The sequence below is a fragment of the Streptomyces sannanensis genome (genome assembly GCF_039536205.1).
In the GTDB taxonomy this organism is placed as follows: Bacteria; Actinomycetota; Actinomycetes; order Streptomycetales; family Streptomycetaceae; genus Streptomyces; species Streptomyces sannanensis.
Genome location: NZ_BAAAYL010000001.1, coordinates 4,901,633 through 4,921,345 on the forward strand (window position 1 = coordinate 4,901,633; position 19,713 = coordinate 4,921,345).

15 protein-coding genes are annotated in these 19,713 nt (G+C 71.1%); all 15 read left to right on the forward strand.

Annotated elements, in window-relative coordinates; translation table 11 throughout:
• Window positions 1–14 precede the first annotated feature (14 nt).
• The 15 genes from ABD858_RS23030 to ABD858_RS23100 all read left to right on the forward strand — a co-directional run bounded on the left by ABD858_RS23030 (window position 15) and on the right by ABD858_RS23100 (window position 19,702).
• Window positions 15–704, forward strand: coding sequence for an SDR family oxidoreductase (locus tag ABD858_RS23030; RefSeq protein ID WP_345040691.1), 690 nt, complete (start codon window positions 15–17; stop codon window positions 702–704).
• Window positions 701–1,075 (forward strand): hypothetical protein, encoded by a 375-nt coding sequence (locus ABD858_RS23035; protein WP_345040693.1) that lies wholly within the window; start codon window positions 701–703, stop codon window positions 1,073–1,075. The genes ABD858_RS23030 and ABD858_RS23035 overlap by 4 nt, the downstream gene beginning before the upstream one ends.
• On the forward strand, window positions 1,072–2,085 hold the full coding sequence (locus ABD858_RS23040; RefSeq protein WP_345040696.1) for a methionine synthase: 1,014 nt from the start codon (window positions 1,072–1,074) through the stop codon (window positions 2,083–2,085). The genes ABD858_RS23035 and ABD858_RS23040 overlap by 4 nt, the downstream gene beginning before the upstream one ends.
• 12 nt (window positions 2,086–2,097) lie before the next feature.
• On the forward strand, window positions 2,098–4,281 hold the full coding sequence (gene ligA / locus ABD858_RS23045; protein ID WP_345040698.1) for an NAD-dependent DNA ligase LigA: 2,184 nt from the start codon (window positions 2,098–2,100) through the stop codon (window positions 4,279–4,281).
• Window positions 4,282–4,538: 257 nt separating this feature from the next.
• Complete coding sequence (locus ABD858_RS23050; RefSeq protein WP_345040700.1) at window positions 4,539–6,656, forward strand: putative bifunctional diguanylate cyclase/phosphodiesterase; 2,118 nt, start codon at window positions 4,539–4,541, stop codon at window positions 6,654–6,656.
• A 382-nt stretch (window positions 6,657–7,038) separates the two neighbouring features.
• On the forward strand, window positions 7,039–7,335 hold the full coding sequence (gene gatC / locus ABD858_RS23055; protein ID WP_345040703.1) for an Asp-tRNA(Asn)/Glu-tRNA(Gln) amidotransferase subunit GatC: 297 nt from the start codon (window positions 7,039–7,041) through the stop codon (window positions 7,333–7,335).
• A 5-nt stretch (window positions 7,336–7,340) separates the two neighbouring features.
• Window positions 7,341–8,834 carry an Asp-tRNA(Asn)/Glu-tRNA(Gln) amidotransferase subunit GatA gene (gene gatA / locus ABD858_RS23060; protein WP_345040705.1) on the forward strand — a complete coding sequence of 498 codons (1,494 nt, stop codon included), beginning with the start codon at window positions 7,341–7,343 and terminating at the stop codon, window positions 8,832–8,834.
• Window positions 8,831–9,070 (forward strand): hypothetical protein, encoded by a 240-nt coding sequence (locus ABD858_RS23065; RefSeq protein WP_345040708.1) that lies wholly within the window; start codon window positions 8,831–8,833, stop codon window positions 9,068–9,070. The genes gatA and ABD858_RS23065 overlap by 4 nt, the downstream gene beginning before the upstream one ends.
• 16 nt (window positions 9,071–9,086) lie before the next feature.
• Window positions 9,087–10,595, forward strand: coding sequence for an Asp-tRNA(Asn)/Glu-tRNA(Gln) amidotransferase subunit GatB (gatB, locus tag ABD858_RS23070; RefSeq protein WP_345040710.1), 1,509 nt, complete (start codon window positions 9,087–9,089; stop codon window positions 10,593–10,595).
• A 251-nt stretch (window positions 10,596–10,846) separates the two neighbouring features.
• Window positions 10,847–12,946: a phosphocholine-specific phospholipase C gene (locus ABD858_RS23075; RefSeq protein ID WP_345040712.1), complete on the forward strand. Its 2,100-nt coding sequence runs from the start codon at window positions 10,847–10,849 to the stop codon at window positions 12,944–12,946.
• A 203-nt stretch (window positions 12,947–13,149) separates the two neighbouring features.
• On the forward strand, window positions 13,150–15,354 hold the full coding sequence (locus tag ABD858_RS23080; RefSeq protein ID WP_345040715.1) for an MMPL family transporter: 2,205 nt from the start codon (window positions 13,150–13,152) through the stop codon (window positions 15,352–15,354).
• A gap of 38 nt (window positions 15,355–15,392) precedes the next feature.
• The gene (locus ABD858_RS23085; RefSeq protein ID WP_345040717.1) at window positions 15,393–15,953 is read left to right on the forward strand and encodes a GNAT family N-acetyltransferase; all 561 of its coding nucleotides are present in this window, start codon (window positions 15,393–15,395) and stop codon (window positions 15,951–15,953) included.
• Entirely contained in the window at window positions 15,950–16,093 is a 144-nt protein-coding gene (locus ABD858_RS23090; protein ID WP_345040719.1) for a hypothetical protein, read from the forward strand. Before ABD858_RS23085 ends, ABD858_RS23090 begins: the two co-directional genes overlap by 4 nt.
• Window positions 16,094–16,436: 343 nt before the next feature.
• Window positions 16,437–16,610 carry a hypothetical protein gene (locus tag ABD858_RS23095; RefSeq protein ID WP_345040720.1) on the forward strand — a complete coding sequence of 58 codons (174 nt, stop codon included), beginning with the start codon at window positions 16,437–16,439 and terminating at the stop codon, window positions 16,608–16,610.
• Window positions 16,611–16,657: 47 nt separating this feature from the next.
• On the forward strand, window positions 16,658–19,702 hold the full coding sequence (locus ABD858_RS23100; RefSeq protein ID WP_425586342.1) for a helix-turn-helix transcriptional regulator: 3,045 nt from the start codon (window positions 16,658–16,660) through the stop codon (window positions 19,700–19,702).
• Window positions 19,703–19,713 lie beyond the last annotated feature (11 nt).

The window sequence follows — 19,713 nt, forward strand, 5'->3', positions numbered from 1 at the left end:
CGAGCATGTCCGGTATGGCTACTCACCTGATCACCGGGGCGGGCTCCGGCATCGGCGCGGCCGTGGCGCGCCGGCTGCACGAGCGCGGCGACGAGCTCGTGCTGCTGGCGCGCGACGCGGGCCGCGCCAAGGAACTCGCGGCCCGCTACCCCGGCGCCCGGACGCTCGTCGGCGATCTCGCCGAACCGGACCGGCTGTCCTGGGCGTTCTCGCACCAGACGCTCCCCGACCGCCTGGACTCGCTCCTCCACATCGCGGGCGTCGTCGAGCTCGGCACCGTGGGTGACCTCACCCCGAAGACCTGGCACGGCCAGCTGAACGTCAATCTGATCGCCCCGGCCGAGCTGACCCGGCTGCTGCTGCCCCAACTCCGGGTCTCCCAGGGCCATGTGGTCTTCGTCAACTCGGGCGCCGGCCTCCACGCGCACGCGGAGTGGGGCGCGTACGCCGCCTCCAAGCACGGCCTGAAGGCCCTGGCCGACTCCCTCCGCGAGGAGGAGCACGCCAACGGCCTCCGTGTCACCTCCGTCTACCCCGGCCGCACCGCCAGCCCCATGCAGGCCAAGGTGCACCAGCAGGAGGGCAAGGAGTACGACCCGGACCGCTGGATCGACCCGGAGTCGGTCGCGACGACGATCCTGATGGCGCTCGACCTGCCGCGCGACGCGGAGGTCCACGATCTGACGGTGCGGCCGCGACGATGAACGTCGAGGCCTGGCTGGAGGAGGTTTGGTCCCGCACCCGGGCCGCGTGCGTACTCGCGGGCGGCGAAGGCGAAGGGCCGCTTGACAAGCGGCGCATCCTCGGAGAGGCCTTCGACACCGCGGAGCTGGCCCGGTTGCGGGAGCTGACCACGACGGGGGAGTTCACCGGCGACATCTGCCGCTGCCGGGGCAGCGTGACCATCGGGCTGCTGGACGTGGACGCCGAATGGATCGGGCAGGCGAGCGTGCACGGCCTGGACGGCGTCTCCTGGGAACGCCACCGTTTCCGCAACGACCTGACGGTCGCCGACCCGGAAGGCCTCGGGCGTTTTCTCTCCCGGTACCCGGGCCTGCGTAGGCTCTCCACGTGAGCGTGAACAGCGACAAGAGCGACATCAACTGGGGCCCCGCGACCGGGGTCGGATCGATGCCCGGCGGGGACGCGCGGGAGGCGGCGAAGACCGTCACCGGGTCCTTCGAGGAGTTCCCGTATCTGGCGGAGCTGCCCGCGCGCGGGCCGGGCGCCGACATGATCGGGCGGACCACCGGACTGCTCGTCGAGGTGTGGGCGCATGTGGAGCCCAGCGGCTGGCGGGTCAGCGACCGGCCGGGCCGGGACACCCGGCGGGCACGGTCCTGGCTGGGCGAGGACCTGGACGCGCTGGAGGAGTTCACCCAGGGGTACGAGGGCCCGCTGAAGGTGCAGGCCGTCGGCCCGTGGACGCTGGCCGCCGCGCTGGAGCTCAGGAACGGCGAGGCGGCCCTGGGGGACTCCGGGGCCTGCCGGGACCTGGCCGGCTCGCTCGCCGAGGGGCTGCGCGCGCATCTGGCGGAGGTACGGCGCCGGGTGCCGGGCGCGCGGCTCGTTCTCCAGCTCGACGAGCCGTCGCTGACGGCCGTGCTGCGGGGGCAGATCAGGACCGCCAGCGGCTACCGCACGCACCGCGCACCGGACCGCCAGGTCGTCGAGGGCGCGCTGCGGGACGTGATCGGGGTGCACGACGGCCCGGTGATCGTCCACTCCTGCGCGCCGGACGTGCCGTTCGCGCTGCTGCGCCGGGCCGGGGTGGCCGGGGTGTCGTTCGATTTCGGGCTGCTCACCGAACGTGACGAGGAGGCGATCGGCGAGGCGGTGGAGGGTGGCACGAAGCTCTTCGCGGGAGTCGTGCCGGGCACGGACACCGCATTGTCAGACCCTGCCGGTAGCGTCATGGGTGTCAGAACGCTGTGGCGCAGGCTGGGGCTGAATCCGGGGACTCTCGCGGAGTCCGTCGTGATCACTCCGTCGTGCGGTCTCGCGGGGGCGTCCCCCGCGTACGCCCGCGCGGCCCTCGCCCACTGCGTACGGGCGGCGAGGTCGCTCGCGGACAACCCTGAGTAACGGAGGACCACAGTGGCTGCCGAACAGCAGGCGGGAGTGCCGACGGAGGCACTGGAGCGGCACAAGCTTCTCGCCGAGCAGGTCGAGGAGCACCGCTTCCGGTACTACGTGAAGGACCAGCCGGTCGTCAGCGACGCCGAGTTCGACGAGCTGTTCCGGTCGCTGGAGGCGCTGGAGGAGGAGTACCCCGAGCTGCGTACTCCCGACTCGCCGACCCAGAAGGTCGCGGGGGAGTACGAGTTCGAACTCGCCAAGGTCGAGCACCGCGAGCGGATGTTGTCATTGGACAACGCGTTCACCGACGAGGAGCTGGCCGCCTGGGCCGAGCGCGTCGCGAGGGACGCCGGTACTTCCGACTACCACTTCCTGTGCGAGCTCAAGGTGGACGGCCTCGCGGTCAACCTCACCTACGAGAAAGGGCGGCTGACCCGCGCCGCGACCCGGGGCACCGGACGCATCGGCGAGGACATCACGCCGAACGTGCGGACCATCGCGGAGATCCCGGACCGGCTGAAGGGAGACCGTATCCCGGACCTGGTCGAGATCCGCGGCGAGGTCTACTTCCCGATGGACAAGTTCGAGGAGCTCAATGCCCGGCGTGTGGCAGCCGGTGAGCAGCCCTATGCCAACCCGCGCAACTCCGCGTCCGGTTCGCTTCGTCAGAAGGATCCGAGGGTCACCGCGACCCTTCCGCTGCACATGGTGGTGCACGGCATCGGTGCCCGCGAGGGCTTCGACATCGACCGGCTGTCGCAGGCGTACGAGCTGCTGCGCGAATGGGGCCTGCCCACCGCCCGGCACAACAAGGTCGTGGACTCCCTCGACGGCGTACGGGAGTTCATCGCGTACTTCGGTGAGAACCGCCACTCCGTGGAGCACGAGATCGACGGTGTGGTCGTCAAGCTCGACGAGATCCCGCTGCAGGGCCGGCTCGGCTCGACCTCCCGTGCCCCGCGCTGGGCCATCGCCTACAAGTACGCTCCGGAGGAGGTCAACACCAAGCTGGTCGACATCCGGGTGGGCGTGGGCCGCACCGGGCGTGTGACGCCGTACGCCGTGGTGGAACCGGTCAAGGTGGCCGGCTCCGAGGTCGAGTTCGCCACCCTGCACAACCAGGACGTGGTGAAGGCCAAGGGCGTGCTGATCGGCGACACCGTGGTGCTGCGCAAGGCCGGCGATGTCATCCCGGAGATCCTCGGCCCGGTCGTGGACCTGAGGGACGGCACGGAGCGGGAGTTCGTGATGCCCGCCGAGTGCCCGGAGTGCCACACTCCGCTGCGACCCATGAAGGAAGGCGACATCGACCTTCGCTGCCCCAACGCCCGTTCCTGCCCTGCCCAGTTGCGCGAGCGGATCTTCTACCTCGCGGGCCGGTCCAGCCTGGACATCGAGAACTTCGGCTATGTGGCGGCGACCGCGCTCACCCAGCCGCTGGAGCCCTCGGAACCGCCGCTGAAGGACGAGGGCGACCTCTTCGACCTCACCGTCGAGCAGCTGCTCCCCATCAAGTCGTACGTCCTGGACCAGGATTCGGGACTGCCCAAGCGCGACCCCAGGACGGGCCAGGAGAAGATCGTCAGCTTCTTCGCCAACCAGAAGGGCGAGCCGAAGAAGAACACGCTCTCCATGCTGGAGAACATCGCCGCCGCCAAGGAGCGCCCGCTGGCGCGCATCATCAACGGTCTGTCGATCCGCCATGTGGGGCCGGTCGCGGCGGAGGCCCTGGCCCGCGAGTTCCGGTCGATCGACCGGATCGAGCAGGCCACGGAGGAGGAGCTGGCCGCCGTCGAAGGCGTCGGACCGACCATCGCGGCCTCCGTCAAACAGTGGTTCGAAGAGGACTGGCATCGCGAGATCCTGCGCAAGTGGCGCTCGGCAGGCGTCCGGATGGAGGAAGAGGGCGCCGGTGAGGAGGAAGGTCCGCGTCCGCTCGAAGGACTCACCGTCGTCGTCACCGGCACGCTGGTCAACTACACCAGGGATGGCGCGAAAGAGGCGCTCCAGAGCCGCGGAGCAAAGGTCACCGGTTCCGTTTCGAAGAAGACGGCCTTCGTGGTCGTCGGTGACAATCCGGGCTCCAAATACGACAAGGCGATGCAGCTGAAGGTTCCGGTACTGGACGAGAACGGCTTCGCAACCCTTTTGGAGCAAGGGCCGGAGGCCGCAGTGGACGCTGCGCTGCCCACGGAAGGTTAGGGGCCGGCGGACACCCCCTGGCCGAGGGATCCTCAGGAACCGCGCGACAAGATCACCCGTTCAGCGCATACCAGATGCATAGGGGTGGCCGGGTCGCATTCGGGCAACAGCTGTAGACCGCTGCCCGTCGGAGGCTTCTGCGGCCTACTGTTGGGATGTGCGCCTGTCGTGCATGGCTGCGTGATGAGATTTCAGCCGTGATGGCACAACGGGGCCATCGCGTGGGATGGGCACCGCCGGCTGTGAGAGGGACGGGAATGAAACCGACCGAGAGCGCCGCCCCGGTCACACGGCTGCGCGTATTCGCGGCTCTCTCCTCGAAGCTGTCGGCCGGACTGCCCGTCAGACTGCCCGTCGTCATTCCGGCGCTCGCCCTTCTCGTCCTGGTGACGGGCCTGCTGGACGCCGCGTACGAGGGGCGGGCGCTGTTCCCCGACGGCACGGCCGGCTGGTCGCTGGCCGTGCTCACCGTGATCATCGTCTGCCATCTCATCGCCCTCGGCCGCGACCGCTGGTGGGGCGGCACCGGCTCCGGCGGGGCCCTCACCCTCTCGATGCTCCTGCTGTACGGCTGGGTGCCCGCCGGGCTGGTCAGCGTGGCCGTGGTGGTCCTGGTCGGGGCGGCCCGCAGGCACCGCTGGCGGCAGGGCATGCTCCACGGCTCCGCGGACCTCCTGGGCATCGCCGGGGCCGCGCTGGTCCTCGCCGTATTCGGTGACGCCCCGACCGTCGAAGCTCCGTATCTGCCTGCCGACTGGGGCCTCGGCACCGCACCCGAGGTGGCGCTGGCCGCCGTCACCTATCTCGCGATCACCCGGGTGCTCCTCTGGTACGCCATGGCCCCGCGCGGCGGCGGACTGCCCACCGTCGCCCGTACCGCTCTGGTGCGCCACGGTCTGGTCGCCGTCGCCCTGCTCGGCATCGCACCGCTGATCTGCGTGGTCGCGACGGACCGGCCGGTCCTGCTGCCGCTGTTCGCCGTCCCGCTGATCGCACTGGACTCCACCCTGTGGATCGCCCGCGCCCGCGCGGAGGAACAGCTGCGCGACCCGCTGACCGGGCTGCCCAACCGGCTGTGGCTGCTGGAACGGGCCTGGTCCGCACTCGAGGAGGCCGAGAACCACGGATCCAGGTCCGCGCTCGTCCTGATCGACCTCGACCGTTTCCGGTCCGTCAACGACACCCTGGGTCATCTGGCCGGTGACCGGCTGCTCCTCCAGATCGCCGACCGGCTGCGGTTAGCCCTGCCCCGCGGCGCGGAGGCCGCCCGGCTCGGCGGTGACGAGTTCGCCGTGCTGCTGCCCACGGCCGACTCGGCGACCAGCGCGCAGCGCGTCGCCCGCCACCTGGTGGCCGAGCTGTCCTCGCCGCTCGACCTCGACGGGCTGACCCTGGTCCTCGAGGCCAGCGCAGGCGTCGCCGTCTTCCCCGACCACGCGCTCGACGCCGAAGGGCTGCTGCGGCGCGCGGACGTGGCCATGTACCAGGCCAAGCGGGACCGTACGGGTGTCGAGGTGTACGAGTCCAAGCGGGACTCCAACACCCCCGACCGGCTCGGTCTGCTCGGCGATCTGCGGCGCGCGCTGGACGCCGGCGAGGTCGAGCTCCACTACCAGCCGAAAGTCCGCTTCGACGGTCAGGTGGCGGGCCTGGAGGCCCTGGTCCGGTGGGTCCATCCGGAGCGCGGCCGGGTCCCTCCCGACGAGTTCATCGCCATCGCCGAGTCGTCCGGCCTGATGCCGCACCTGACGGAGTACGTGCTGGAGACCGCGCTCGGCCAGGTCGCCCGCTGGCGTGCCCAGGGCCTGAACGTCCCGGTGGCCGTCAATGTCTCGCCGCGCGACGTCCACACCCCGGGCTTCGCCGGTGCCGTGGCCGCCCGCCTTGCCCGGCACGGGGTCCCCGCCGGGGCCCTCCAGCTCGAGATCACGGAGCACGTCCTCCTGGAAGACCCCCAGCGAGCCGCGGACACCCTCGCCGGGCTGACCGGCCACGGTGTGAAGATGTCCCTGGACGACTTCGGTACCGGCTACTCCTCCCTGGTGCACCTGCGCAGGCTGCCTGTCAGCGAGCTGAAGATCGATCGTTCGTTCGTGGCCCGGCTGGCCGTCGACACGGAGGACGCGGAGATTGTCCGCTGCACGGTCGACCTGGCCCATTCGCTGGGCCTGCTCGTCGTCGCGGAAGGCGTCGAGGACGACGAGACCTGGGAACGGCTCCGCGATCTGGGCTGCGACGCGGTCCAGGGCTGGCTGGTCGCCGCGGCGATGCCCCCGGCGGAGACGACGGCCTGGCTCCGCGCCCGCGGCGAACACGGCTGGCGCCGCCCGGCGGAACTCCCGGCCGTGGCCACCCCGGAACAACAGGTCACATGACGTCGGTCCACCCGGCTTGGGGGCACCCCCAGCGGTAGCTGGGGGAGTTTGAGGGCGGACATACCGGTTCGCCCCACGGGGCGGGGCAGCGTGCGGGCTGTCCGGGGCTTGAGGGCGGACACACCGGTTCGCCCCACGGGGCGGGGCAGCGTGCGGGCTGTCCGGGGCTTGAGGGCGGACACACCGGTTCGCCCCACGGGGCGGGGCAGCGTGCGGGCTGTCCGGGGCTTGAGGGCGGACACACCGGTCCGCTCTGTGGTGCGCGGCGCCCCCGCTTCCGGGGCCGTCCGGGACGGTGTCCGGTGAAACCGTTTAGGGGGCAGGGGGTCCGGCCCCATAGGATTGGGCCAAAACCACAACACTCACCCCTGAGGATCGCTGCATGCCTGGCATCACGCGCGAGGAGGTCGCCCACCTCGCACGGCTGTCGCGTCTTGAGCTGTCCGACGAAGAGCTCGATCACTTCGCCGGACAGCTCGACGTGATCATCGGCGCGGTCGCCCGCGTTGCCGATGTCGCCGACGAGGACGTACCGCCGACCTCCCACCCGCTGCCGCTGACCAATGTCATGCGCGCGGACGAGGTCCGTCCGTCGCTCACCCCCGAGCAGGCGCTTTCCGGCGCCCCGGCCCAGGAGCAGCAGCGTTTCAAGGTGCCGCAGATCCTGGGGGAGGACTGAACAGCATGAGTGACATCATCAAGCTCACCGCCGCACAGATCGCGGAGAAGATCGCCTCCGGCGAGCTCACCGCCGTCGAGGTCACCGAGGCCCACCTGGCCCGTATCGAGTCCGTGGACGAGAAGGTGAACGCCTTCCTGTACGTGGACCGCGAGGGCGCCCTCGCGCAGGCCCGTGCCGTGGACGCGAAGCGGGAGCGGGGCGAGAAGCTCGGCCTGCTGGCCGGCGTGCCGCTTGCGCTGAAGGACATCTTCACCACCGAGGGCGTGCCGACCACCGTCGGCTCCAAGATCCTCGAGGGCTGGATCCCGCCGTACGACGCGACGCTGACCAAGAGGCTCAAGGCCGCCGACGTCGTCATCCTCGGCAAGACCAACATGGACGAGTTCGCCATGGGATCGTCGACGGAGAACAGCGCCTTCGGCCCGACCGGCAACCCCTGGGACCTGACCAAGATCCCCGGCGGCTCCGGCGGCGGCTCCAGCGCCGCGCTCGCCTCCTTCCAGGCCCCGCTCGCGATCGGTACGGACACCGGCGGTTCCATCCGTCAGCCGGCCGCCGTCACCGGCACGGTCGGCGTCAAGCCGACGTACGGCGCGGTGTCCCGCTTCGGCATGGTGGCGTTCTCGTCCTCCCTCGACCAGGGCGGCCCCTGCGCCCGTACGGTCCTGGACGCGGCCCTCCTGCACGAGGTCATCGCCGGCCACGACCCGCTGGACTCGACGTCGATCGACGCCCCGGTCCCGCCGGTCGTCGAGGCGGCCCGCAACGGCTCCGTCGCGGGCATGCGCGTCGGCGTGGTCAAGCAGTTCCGTGGTGAGGGCTATCAGGCCGGCGTGATGCAGCGCTTCGACGAGTCCGTCGAGCTGCTGAAGGAGCTGGGCGCCGAGATCGTCGAGCTGGACTGCCCGTCCTTCGACAAGGCCCTCGCCGCGTACTACCTGATCGCCCCCTCCGAGTGCTCCTCGAACCTCGCCCGGTTCGACGGTCTGCGCTACGGCCTCCGTGAGGGCGACGACGGCTCCCGCTCCGCCGAGGACGTCACCGCCCTCACCCGCGCGGCCGGCTTCGGCCCCGAGGTCAAGCGCCGCATCATGATCGGCACGTACGCGCTGAGCTCCGGCTACTACGACGCGTACTACGGCAGCGCGCAGAAGGTCCGTACGCTCATCACGAAGGACTTCGAGAAGTCCTTCGAGCAGGTCGACGTGATCGTCTCCCCGACGACCCCGACCACCGCCTTCGCGATCGGCGAGCGTGTCGACGACCCGATGGCGATGTACCTCGCCGACCTGTGCACCATCCCGACCAACCTGGCGGGCAACGCGGCCATGTCGCTGCCCTGCGGACTCGCGCCCGAGGACGGCCTGCCGGTGGGTCTGCAGATCATCGCCCCGGCCATGAAGGACGACAGGCTCTACAAGGTCGGCGCCGCCGTCGAGGCCGCCTTCGTGGCACGCTGGGGCCACCCGCTGCTGGAGGAGGCTCCGTCGCTGTGAGTGCACTGACCAAGGCCAAGGGCTTCAAGAAGTCCAAGACCGGTACGTACCTGTCCATCGGCACCACCGCGTTCGGTGCGATCAACGTGTGCAAGCAGGTCAAGAAGGCCCGCACGGAGCACGACACGCTCAAGCTGATCGACGCCGCGGTGTCCGCCGCTGCCATCGTCACCGGCATCGCGCTCCTCGTCCGCGAGCTGAAGCGCCTCGGCGACGACGACGTCCTGCAGGGCTGAGAGGGAAAGTTTCACCGTGACCGTCACTGAACTGGTGTCGTACGAGGACGCCCTCGCCGCCTTCGACCCCGTCATGGGACTCGAGGTGCACGTCGAACTCGGCACCAAGACCAAGATGTTCTGCGGCTGTTCGACCGAGCTGGGCGCCGAGCCCAACTCGCAGACCTGCCCCACCTGCCTCGGCCTGCCCGGTGCCCTGCCGGTGGTCAACGCCATCGGCGTCGAGTCCGCCATCAAGATCGGCCTCGCACTGAACTGCGAGATCGCCGAGTGGTGCCGCTTCGCCCGGAAGAACTACTTCTATCCGGACATGCCGAAGAACTTCCAGACCTCCCAGTACGACGAGCCGATCGCCTTCAACGGCTATCTGGACGTCCAGCTGGAGGACGGCGAGGTCTTCCGCGTGGAGATCGAGCGCGCCCACATGGAGGAGGACACCGGCAAGTCCACGCACGTGGGCGGTGCCACCGGACGTATCCACGGCGCGCAGCACTCGCTGCTGGACTACAACCGGGCCGGCATCCCGCTGATCGAGATCGTCACCAAGCCGATCGTCGGCGCGGGCGAGCGTGCTCCCGAGGTCGCCAAGGCGTACGTCGCCGAGCTGCGCGAGCTCATCAGGGCGCTCGGTGTCTCCGAGGCCCGCATGGAAATGGGCCAGATGCGCTGCGACGTCAACCTGTCGCTGATGCCGAAGGGCTCCGAACAGTTCGGCACCCGCTCCGAGACGAAGAACGTCAACTCGCTGCGGTCCGTCGAGCGTGCCGTCCGCTACGAGGTCAGCCGCCACGCCGGTGTGCTGAACTCCGGCGCCAAGGTCGTGCAGGAGACCCGCCACTTCCACGAGGAGGACGGCTCCACGACCTCCGGCCGCATCAAGGAGGAGGCCGAGGACTACCGATACTTCCCGGAGCCCGACCTCGTCCCGGTCGCCCCGTCCCGTGAGTGGGTCGAGGAACTGCGCTCCGTGCTGCCCGAGCTGCCGCGCCTGCGCCGCAACCGGCTCCGCGAGGAGTGGGGCGTCTCCGAGCTCGACATGCAGTCGATCCTCAACGCGGGCGCGGTCGACCTGATCGTCGCCACGTCCGAGGCGGGCGCCCCGGCCGACCAGGCCCGCAAGTGGTGGATGGGCGAGCTGGCCCGTAACGCCAACGAGTCCGGCCGCTCGCTGGAAGAGCTGCCGATCACCCCGGCACAGGTCGCGCGGGTGTGCGAGCTGGTCGCCTCCGGCGACCTGAACGACAAGCTGGCCCGCCAGGTCCTCGAGGGCGTGCTGGCCGGTGAGGGCGACCCGGACGCCGTCGTCGAGAAGCGTGGTCTGAAGGTCGTCTCCGACGAGGGCGCGCTCGGCGCGGCCGTCGACGAGGCGATCGCCGGCAACGCCGCGATCGCGGACAAGATCCGCGGCGGCAAGGTCGCGGCGGTCGGCGCGCTGGTCGGCGCGGTCATGAAGGCCACCCGTGGCCAGGCCGACGCGGCCCGCGTCAAGGAGCTCATTCTCGAGCGGCTTGCCGCGAGCGAATAATCAAGCACAGTCTCGAGAAGCTCGGCGTCACCGAGGGCTGATCCCCTGGGACGCACCGCGAGGGGCGGCACACCGTACCGGTGTGCCGCCCCTCGTGCGTCCCGGCCGGACTTCCGTCGGCTCCCCTCGGACGTTCACCACGCGGCAGTCGCGGGGTCTTCTTTCGGACACCCCGTCTCACTACCGTCCCGGCCGTACCACCCAATGGCCGACAGGCGAGCCATTGGCCGTCGACTGGGAGGTCGAGCAGCTTGACACCGGAACTTTCTCGCAGGCGGGTCCTCGCCCTCGGCGGAGGCGCCCTCGGCGCGGCGGCGGTCGGATCGCTGCTGCCCCCCTCCCTCCAGGCGGCGCTCGCCGCGGAGCCGCCCACCGGCGGGCTGCGCGCCGTCGAGCACGTGGTGATCCTTATGCAGGAGAACCGTTCCTTCGACCATTACTTCGGCACCCTGCGCGGTGTACGGGGCTTCGCCGACCGCAATGCCGTCGAGCTGCCCAGCGGGAAGCCGGTCTACGAGCAGCCGGCCCCGCTGGGCCGCACCGTGCTGCCGTTCCCGGTGCGCGACGCGGCCGAGACGCAGCAGAAGGACCTGCAGTACATCGGCGACCTCGACCACTCGTGGGGCGGCGGCGCCAAGGCGTGGAACAACGGCTGGATGGACAACTGGGTCTCCGCGAAGACCGCGGCGACCATGGCGTACTACGACCGCCAGGACATACCGCTGCACTACGAGCTCGCGGACACCTTCACCATCTGCGACGCGTACCACTCGTCCATCCACACCTCGACGAGCCCCAACCGCAACCACCTGGTCAGCGGCTGGACCGGCTACGAGGCCGACGGCACGCGGGCCGTCACCAACTCCGCCTACGCCGAGGCCACCCACCCCGGCTACCCCTGGCCCACCTACGCGGAGCGGCTGGAGAAGGCGGGCCGCACCTGGAAGACCTACCAGGAGTGGGAGAACTTCACCGACAACAACCTGGAGTTCTTCGCCTCCTTCAAGGCGATCGCCCGTAAGGCCCTGGCCAAGGTCGACGGCGGCTTCACCTTCATGGAGGCCTTCTACGCCCAGGTACGCGGCACCACCGACGCCGCCGAGCGCACCAGGCTGCTCGAGCGGCTGGAGGAGGGCGTCGCCACGCTCACCCCGGCCGAGCGTTCCCTCTTCGAGCGGGGTCTGCGGCGCGGCGAGACCGGCAGCCTCGCCGAGAACTTCCGCGCGGACGTGGCGGCGGGCACTCTGCCCGAGGTGTCGTACCTGGTGCCGTCGGCGCTGGACTCCGAGCACCCCGGCGCCTCGTCGCCGGTCGCCTCCGCCACCCTGGTCTACAAGGTGCTGGACACGCTCGCTTCGCACCCCGAGGTGTGGCGGCACACCGTCGTACTGATCAACTACGACGAGAACGACGGCTTCTTCGACCACGTCCCGCCGCCGGTGCCGCCGCAGGACGACATCGAGGAGCGCTGGCAGGGCCGCCCGACCGGGCTCGGCATCCGGGTACCGCTGCTGGTGGTCTCGCCCTGGACGGTCGGCGGCTACGTCTGCTCCGAGGTCTTCGACCACACCTCCGTGATCCGCTTCCTGGAGAAGTGGACCGGCGTCGAGGAGCCGAACATCACGGCCTGGCGGCGTCAGGTCACCGGCGACCTGACCTCCGCCTTCGATTTCAAGCGCGGCCACCGGCAGCCCGAGGTGGAGCGGCCGGGGCCGGTCCCGCCGTTCACCGGACGCTGGCGGCCGGTTCCGCCCGCGGTGCAGCGGATGCCCGAGCAGGAGCCGGGGAAGCGCCCGGCCCGCCCGCTGCCCTACCAGCCGGACGCGTACGGAAAGATCGCCGAGGACGGGAAGTCCTTCGAGCTGGAGCTCGGCAACAAGGCGCGCGCGAGCGCGCACTTCGCGCTGTACCCGTACGCAGGCGAGTTCGCCGTCCCGCAGCACAAGGACGTGAAGGGCGAGGCCCGGTGGAGCGTGCCGCTCGGCGGGGACGCGTACCGCTTCACGATCACCGGCCCCAACGGCTTCCGCCGTGAGTTCGCCGGCACCACGGCCAAGGGCGCCGTGGTCTCCTCGCACCTCGACCACGAGGAGCGCGATCTGCATCTCACGCTCGGCAACGAGGGCGACGCTCCCGTCACGTACACCGTACGGCCGCTCGGCTATGTCGACGAGGCGGACCTGGACGGCTGGACCCGTGAGATCAAGGTCAAGCCCGGCCGCAGCCGCACGGTGGTCCATTCGGCGGCCGACGCGCACGGCTGGTACGACATCGAGGTGACCGCGCAGGGCGACTTCCGCCGGCGTCTGATGGGGCACATCGAGAACGGTCACCCGAGCGTCTCGGGCTGAGGCGTCGCACGGGGGAGGGCGGCGTGCGCGGTGGCGACGAGACCAAGGTCCCGTGCCTCCGCGCGCCTCTGTGAGTACCGACACGAAAGGGGCAATCGATCACGATTGGGTGACAGAGTTGCTTCCTGTAGGTGAAGAGACGTTTGTGTTCTTGGCGGGCGAATCCCGACAAAGATCCACGAGTCACCCAGGGAGTTTGTCCGTTGCGAGCCATCGCCCGATGGTGCATCCAGCACCGCCTTGTCGCCGTACTGCTCTGGCTTCTCGCGCTCGGCGGCACGACCGCGGGGGCCGCGGTGGCCGGCTCCGCCTACACCAACAACTACGACGTGCCCGGCACCGAGGCAGGCCGCGCCGCCTCCCTCCTCCAGCACGGCTTCCCCGGCCAGGGTGGTGACTCGGACGTCATCGTCTGGCACACGGACCACGGTACGGTCCGGGCGGCGTCCGTCGAACAGCGGATGACCGGCATGCTCCATCAGGTGGCCGAGCTGCCCGGGGTCGCCTCCGTGGCCGGTCCGTACGGCCCCGAGGGCGCGGGACACATCAGCGAGGACGGGCACACCGCCTACGCCGACGTCACCTTCGAGCGGCCGGTCGAGGACATCCCCAAGAGCCAGGCCCAGGCTGTCGTGGACACCGCGAAGGGGGCCGCCACCGGCGATCTCCAGGTGGAGCTCGGCGGCAGCGCCATCGGTCTCACCGAGGCCCCCACGTCCCATGTGAGCGAGATCGTGGGCGTCGCCGTCGCGGCCGTCGTCCTCTTCGTCGCCTTCGGCTCTTTCGCCGCGAGCCTGCTTCCCATCGCGACCGCCCTGGTCAGCGTCGGCATCGCCGCCGCGGGGATCACCCTGCTCGGCCATGTCATGACGGTCGCCGACTTCGCACCCATGCTCGGCGTGCTCATCGGGCTCGGCGTCGGCATCGACTACGCGCTGTTCATCGTCACCCGGCACCGCAAGGGGCTGCGGCGCGGCCTGTCCGTGGAGGAGGCGGCGCGGAACGCCGTCGCAACCACCGGACGCGCCGTCGTCTTCGCCGGCGCCACCGTCTGCATCGCCCTGCTCGGCATGCTGATCCTGCGCCTGAACTTCCTCAACGGCGTGGCGATCGCCGCTGCGCTCACCGTCATGCTGACCGTCGCCGCCTCGGTGACGCTGCTGCCCGCACTGCTGTCGTTCATCGGTATGCGGGCCCTCGGCCGCCGCGAGCGCAGCCGGCTGGCCGAACACGGCCCGGAGCCCGAGCTGCCCACCGGCTTCGCGGCCCGCTGGTCGGCCTTCGTCGAGCGGCATCCCAAGCTGCTCGCCGCGGTCGCCGCCGTGGTCATGCTGGTTCTGGCGCTGCCCACCTTCTCGCTCCATCTGGGCACCTCCGACCAGGGCAACGATCCGGCCACGAGTACCACCCGCCAGGCGTACGACCTGCTCGCCGATGGCTTCGGCCCCGGTGTCAACGGCCCGCTCACGCTCGTCGCGGGACTCGACGGAGCAGACGACCGGGTCGCCATGGAGGCCCTCCCGCAGGTCCTGCGCGCCACCGACGGCGTCGCCTCCGTCTCGCCCGTCACGTACAACGGCAGCGGCGACACGGCGGTCATCACCGTCGTACCCGAGTCCTCGCCGCAGTCGAAGGCCACCAGCGACCTGGTCCACCGGCTGCGCGACGACGTCCTGCCGGCCGCCGAACAGGGCACCTCACTGGACGTCCACGTGGGTGGCGTCACCGCGGGCTACGACGACTTCGCCGCGGTCATCATCGGCAAGCTGCCGCTGTTCGTGGGCATCGTCATCACGCTCGGCTGCGTCCTGCTGCTGCTCGCCTTCCGGTCCATAGGCATCCCGGTGAAGGCCGCGCTCATGAACATCGCCGCCGTCGCGGGCGCCTTCGGCGTCGTCGTCGCCATCTTCCAGTGGGGCTGGGGCAGCGAAGTGCTCGGCCTCGGCAGCGGGGGCCCGATCGAACCCTTCCTGCCTGTGATCATGGTCTCGGTGCTGTTCGGTCTCTCCATGGACTACCAGGTCTTCCTGGTCAGCCGGATGTACGAGGAATGGCTGGAGACCGGCGACAACCGTCGCGCGGTACGGGTCGGCCTCGCCGAGACCAGCCGCGTGATCAACTCCGCGGCGGTCATCATGATCTCCGTCTTCCTCGCCTTCGTCCTCAGCGGCGACCGGGTCATCGCGATGTTCGGCATCGGGCTCGCCGCGGCCGTGGCCCTGGACGCCTTCGTCCTGCGTACGCTCCTGGTCCCGGCCCTCATGCACATGCTCGGCGGCGCAAACTGGTGGCTGCCCCGTTGGCTCGACCGGCGGCTGCCGCGCATCAGCATCGAACCGCCCGACGGCGAGCATGCGACGATACCGTCACAGTGCGCGAGCGACCCCGACCAGCAGCTCGTGCGATGACTGCGCATCCCCCGAAGCGCATCCCCCGAAGGAGAAGTGTGTTCGCGATATCCCTGGGCGACGACGGCGCCGAACTGCGCCCCCTCGAGCCGTGGCATGCGGAGGAGTTCCTGGCCCACATCGACCGGGGCCGGGACTTCATCGGCGAGCATGTCCCCTTCCCGACGCGCTCCACCGATGTCGCGTCGGCGCGCAAACTGCTGGACTCGTTCGCCCAGAAGCATGCCGCCGACTCCGGCCGGATGTACGGCATCTGGCTGGACGGCACACTCGTCGGCGGTGTCCTCTTCCCGAACTTCGACGCCGAGGCCGGCACCGCGGAGGTCGGCTGCTGGCTGGAACCCGCGGCGACGGGCCGCGGCCTGATCACGCGCGCCGCCCGGGTACTGATCGACTGGGCCGTCGAGGAGCGCGGCATCCACCGGGTGGAGTGGCTGACGTCGTCCGCCAACATCCCCAGCATCAATGTCGCCAAGCGGCTCGGCATGACCCGTGACGGCGTCCTCCGTGAGAGCTACCCCTACAAGGGTGTCCGCCAGAACACCGAGGTCTGGTCGATCCTCGCCCCCGAGTGGCGCGAGCTGCGCGAACAGGGGTGACGTCCGCCGTCAGAGCCGGCCGCGACGGCCGGCTCTGGGCGGCCGGGACCGGGGTCACCGGCCTGGACGCCGGCCGCCGCGTCGAGCAGGCGAAGCTGCCGGACATCGTGAAGCCGGACGCGACGAACCGAGTGCCGTGAACCAACCGGGTGCGGCTCGGCGGGCTCTGAGGCCCGCCGGGCCGGTCCCTTCGCATCCAGGGCGTGTTTCGAAAGTCCCGCCTGGTCGGGAACGCCCGGCACGCACGCTCGCCGCGTTGTCGGTCGTCGGCGCAGCCCGCTGCGCTCTCCTCCCTCCGCCTTGCGATCGCACGCACCAGACGCCCCCGACCCCGCCCTCCGGGCGGACGACGCTACTTTCGAAACACGCCCTAAGGCCCCTCGGGGCTGGGGAATGCGGAACTTTCCCGATGCGGCGGGGCTGCCTGAGAGACGAGGGTCGAGGCATCGCAAGAAGCCGGAACCTCTCACCAGGGAGCACACCATGAACGAGTACCAGCTGCGGAGCCTGCACCACGCCGACCTGATCCGCGAGGCCGCCGCCCACCGGCTGGTCCGCGAGGCCGGCAAGGCGCGCCGCGCCGCCCGAGGAAGCGGCGACAACGCCCCGGAAGGGCGGGTGAGTCAGCGCCACGGCCGCTTCGTCCGCACCGCCTGATGACGGTCGTCCCCAGCCGGGGTACCAGGTTGTCGGACCTCTGTGCGATGCTCGGCGACGTGGAAAACAGGTCTGTGAGCCCGGTGTTCGTGGGCCGCGTGGGCGAACTGGCCGCGCTCGGTGACGCGCTCACCAGGGCCGGCACGGGAGAGCCGCAGTCGCTGCTCGTCGGCGGCGAGGCGGGCGTCGGCAAGACCCGCCTGGTCGAGGAGTTCCTCGACCAGGCCCGCCGCAAGGACGCCGTCGTCGCGCTCGGCGGCTGTGTCGAGATCGGCGCGGACGGACTGCCGTTCGCGCCGTTCTCGACCGCGCTGCGGGCGCTGCGCCGGCAGCTGCCCGACGAGCTGGCCGCGGCCGCCGAGGGCCAGGAGGACGAGCTGGCCAGGCTGCTGCCCGAGCTGGGCGAGGCCAGCCGGGCCGCCTATCACGAGGACGGCACCGCCCGGCTCTTCGAGCTGACCGTCCGCCTCCTGGAGCGGGTCGCCGCGGACCGTACGGTCGTCCTGGCCCTGGAGGACCTGCACTGGGCCGACGCCTCCACCCGCCACCTCCTCGCCTACCTCTTCCGCACCCTGCGTCGCGGTCGGCTCGTCGTCGTCGCCACCTACCGCGCGGACGACATCCACCGCCGCCATCCGCTGCGGCCGCTGCTCGCCGAGCTGGACCGGCTGCGCACACTCCAGCGCATCGAGCTGGCCCGCTTCAGCCGGGCCGAGGTGCACCGCCAGCTCACCGGGATCCTCGCCGCCGAGCCCGAGCCGTCCCTGGTGGACGAGATCTTCACCCGCTCCGACGGCAACGCCTTCTTCGTCGAGGAGCTGGCCTGCTGTATCGACGGAGGCGGCGTCACGGTCCTGAGCGACTCCCTGCGCGACCTGCTGCTCGTACGGGCCGAGGCGCTGCCCGAGGACGCCCAGCGGATCGTCAGGATCGTCGCCGAGGGCGGCTCCACCGTCGAGTACCCGCTGCTCGCCGCCGTCGCGAGGCTCGCCGAGGACGACCTGATCGAGGCGTTGCGCACCGCCGTCGGTGCCAACATCCTCACCGCCACCCCGGACGGCGACGGCTACCGCTTCCGCCACTCCCTGGTGCGCGAGGCCGTCAGTGACGATCTGCTGCCCGGCGAACGCTCCCGCATCAACCGCCGCTACGCCGAGGCCCTGGAGGCCGACCCCTCGCTCGTACGGGCCGACGAACGGGCCGTACGGCTCGCCGGCTACTGGTATTCCACGCACGACGCCGCCAGGGCGCTGCCCGCCGTGCTCCGCGCCTCCGTGGAGGCCAGACGCCGGCACGCCTACTCCGAGCAGCTGCGCCTGCTGGAGCGGGCGCTGGAGCTGTGGGACGCCGTGCCCGCCGAAGTGCGGGCCTCCCTGCGGCCCGTGGACAACGCCGGGGCGTACCCCCCGTGCGGCTGCGATCCCGAGACCACCCCGCTGCGCCATCTCGACCTGCTCGCGGAGGCGTCGGTCGCGGCGCGGCTCAGCGGCGAGCGGGAGCGCGCTCTGAAGATCACCAAGAAGGCTCTGCGGCTCATCGACGACGGCGACGACGATCCTCTCCGTGCCGCCTGGTTCTGGACCGAGCGGGCCAAGCTCGTCCAGAGCCTCGCGCGCGGCGACGGCTGGACCGAGATCGCCAACGCCCAGGAGCTGGTGCGCGGGCTGCCGCCGTCCGCCGTCCACGCCACCGTGCTGGCCACCGCGGCCGGCTGGGGCATGCTGCACGACCCCGGGGCGGATTCGCTCGCCGCCGCCGAGCGGGCGGTGGAGTACGCCCGGCTGGTCGAGGCAGAGGAGATCGAGCTCAACGCCCGGCTCACCCTGGGCACCCTGATGATCGACGCCGGCGATGCCGACGCCGGGGTCGCCACCATGCGGCGGGTCCTGGAGCGGTCACTGGCCCTCGGACTGGTCGGCGAAGCCGGGCGCGCTCATACGAATCTGGGCTCCAGCCTGGAGGCCGTCGGCCGCTCCCGGGAGGCGGTGGAGATCACTCGGGAGGGGGTCGAACTGGCTCAGAAATACGGCCTGCTGGACCATGAGGCCTGGTCGCGGAGCAACATGGCCGAGTCCCTGTTCTCACTGGGCGAGTGGGACGAGGCCGCCAGGTCCGCGGAACGCGTCCTCAGGGTCGCCCAGAGTGCCAAACCACGCGGCTCCGCCTCCCTGCGCCAGGCCGAACTGGCCCTGGTCCGTGGCGAACCGGACACGGCCGCCGCACGCCTGGCCGAAGCTCAAGAGCACTACGGCGCCCATGACCCGATGCCGCAGCACGCCCTGCCGCTGGCCCGGGTGGCCGTGACCATCGCGGCCGACCGGGGCCTGCTCCCCGCCGCCCGGGCCGAACTGCGACGCGGGATACGGGCCGGCTTCCCGCCCGGCACCCAGCGCTACGGCTGGCCGCTGCTCCTCGAAGCCGCCGTCGCCGAGGCCGGCACCCGAGGCCTGCCCATGGCGGAGGAAGGCCGCGAGGCCGCCCTGCAGGACATCCGCACGGCCGCGAAACGGCTGGCGACCCATGCGCCTGTGTGGACCGCCCACGAACGGTGGGTACGGGCCGAGCTCCTCCGCGCCGAGGGCCGGGACACCCCCGACGACTGGGCCGAGGCCGCCACCGCCTTCGAGCCGCTGGATCGCCCCTACGACCTGGCCCGCGTCCGCCTCCGCCACGCCGACGCGCTGCTCGCCGCGGGCGCCGACCGTGCCAGGGCCGGTGAGCTGCTCCGCGAGGCGCACGCGACGGCCGTCCGTCTTGGGGCGCACCCGCTGCGCGAGGAGCTGGCGCTGCTGGCCCAGCGCGCCCGGCTCTCTCTCACCGGCCCGGCCCCCGCCCTCGACCCCGGCCCGCCGGCCGACCCGGCGGAGGCGCTCGGCCTGACCAGCCGGGAGCGGGACGTACTGCGTCTGGTCGCCGCGGGGCACAGCAACCGGCGGATAGCCGAGGAGCTGTTCATCTCGCCCAAGACGGCGAGCGTGCACGTCTCCAACATCCTCGCCAAGCTGGGCGTCCCGTCCCGCGGAGAGGCGGCCGCGCTGGCGCACAGGCTGCGCCTGTTCAGCGAGGAGTCAGTCGTGCCGCTCGGCCGGTAGACGGATCACCA

Bases quoted from the DNA above. Each gene is read 5' to 3' on its own strand.
- gatA (WP_345040705.1), top strand. From the start codon at position 7,341: ATGAGTGACATCATCAAGCTCACCGCCGCACAGATCGCGGAGAAGATC.
- ABD858_RS23095 (WP_345040720.1), top strand. From the start codon at position 16,437: ATGAACGAGTACCAGCTGCGGAGCCTGCACCACGCCGACCTGATCCGC.
- ABD858_RS23030 (WP_345040691.1), top strand. From the start codon at position 15: ATGGCTACTCACCTGATCACCGGGGCGGGCTCCGGCATCGGCGCGGCC.
- ABD858_RS23100 (WP_425586342.1), top strand. From the start codon at position 16,658: ATGCTCGGCGACGTGGAAAACAGGTCTGTGAGCCCGGTGTTCGTGGGC.
- ABD858_RS23035 (WP_345040693.1), top strand. From the start codon at position 701: ATGAACGTCGAGGCCTGGCTGGAGGAGGTTTGGTCCCGCACCCGGGCC.
- ABD858_RS23050 (WP_345040700.1), top strand. From the start codon at position 4,539: ATGAAACCGACCGAGAGCGCCGCCCCGGTCACACGGCTGCGCGTATTC.
- gatC (WP_345040703.1), top strand. From the start codon at position 7,039: ATGCCTGGCATCACGCGCGAGGAGGTCGCCCACCTCGCACGGCTGTCG.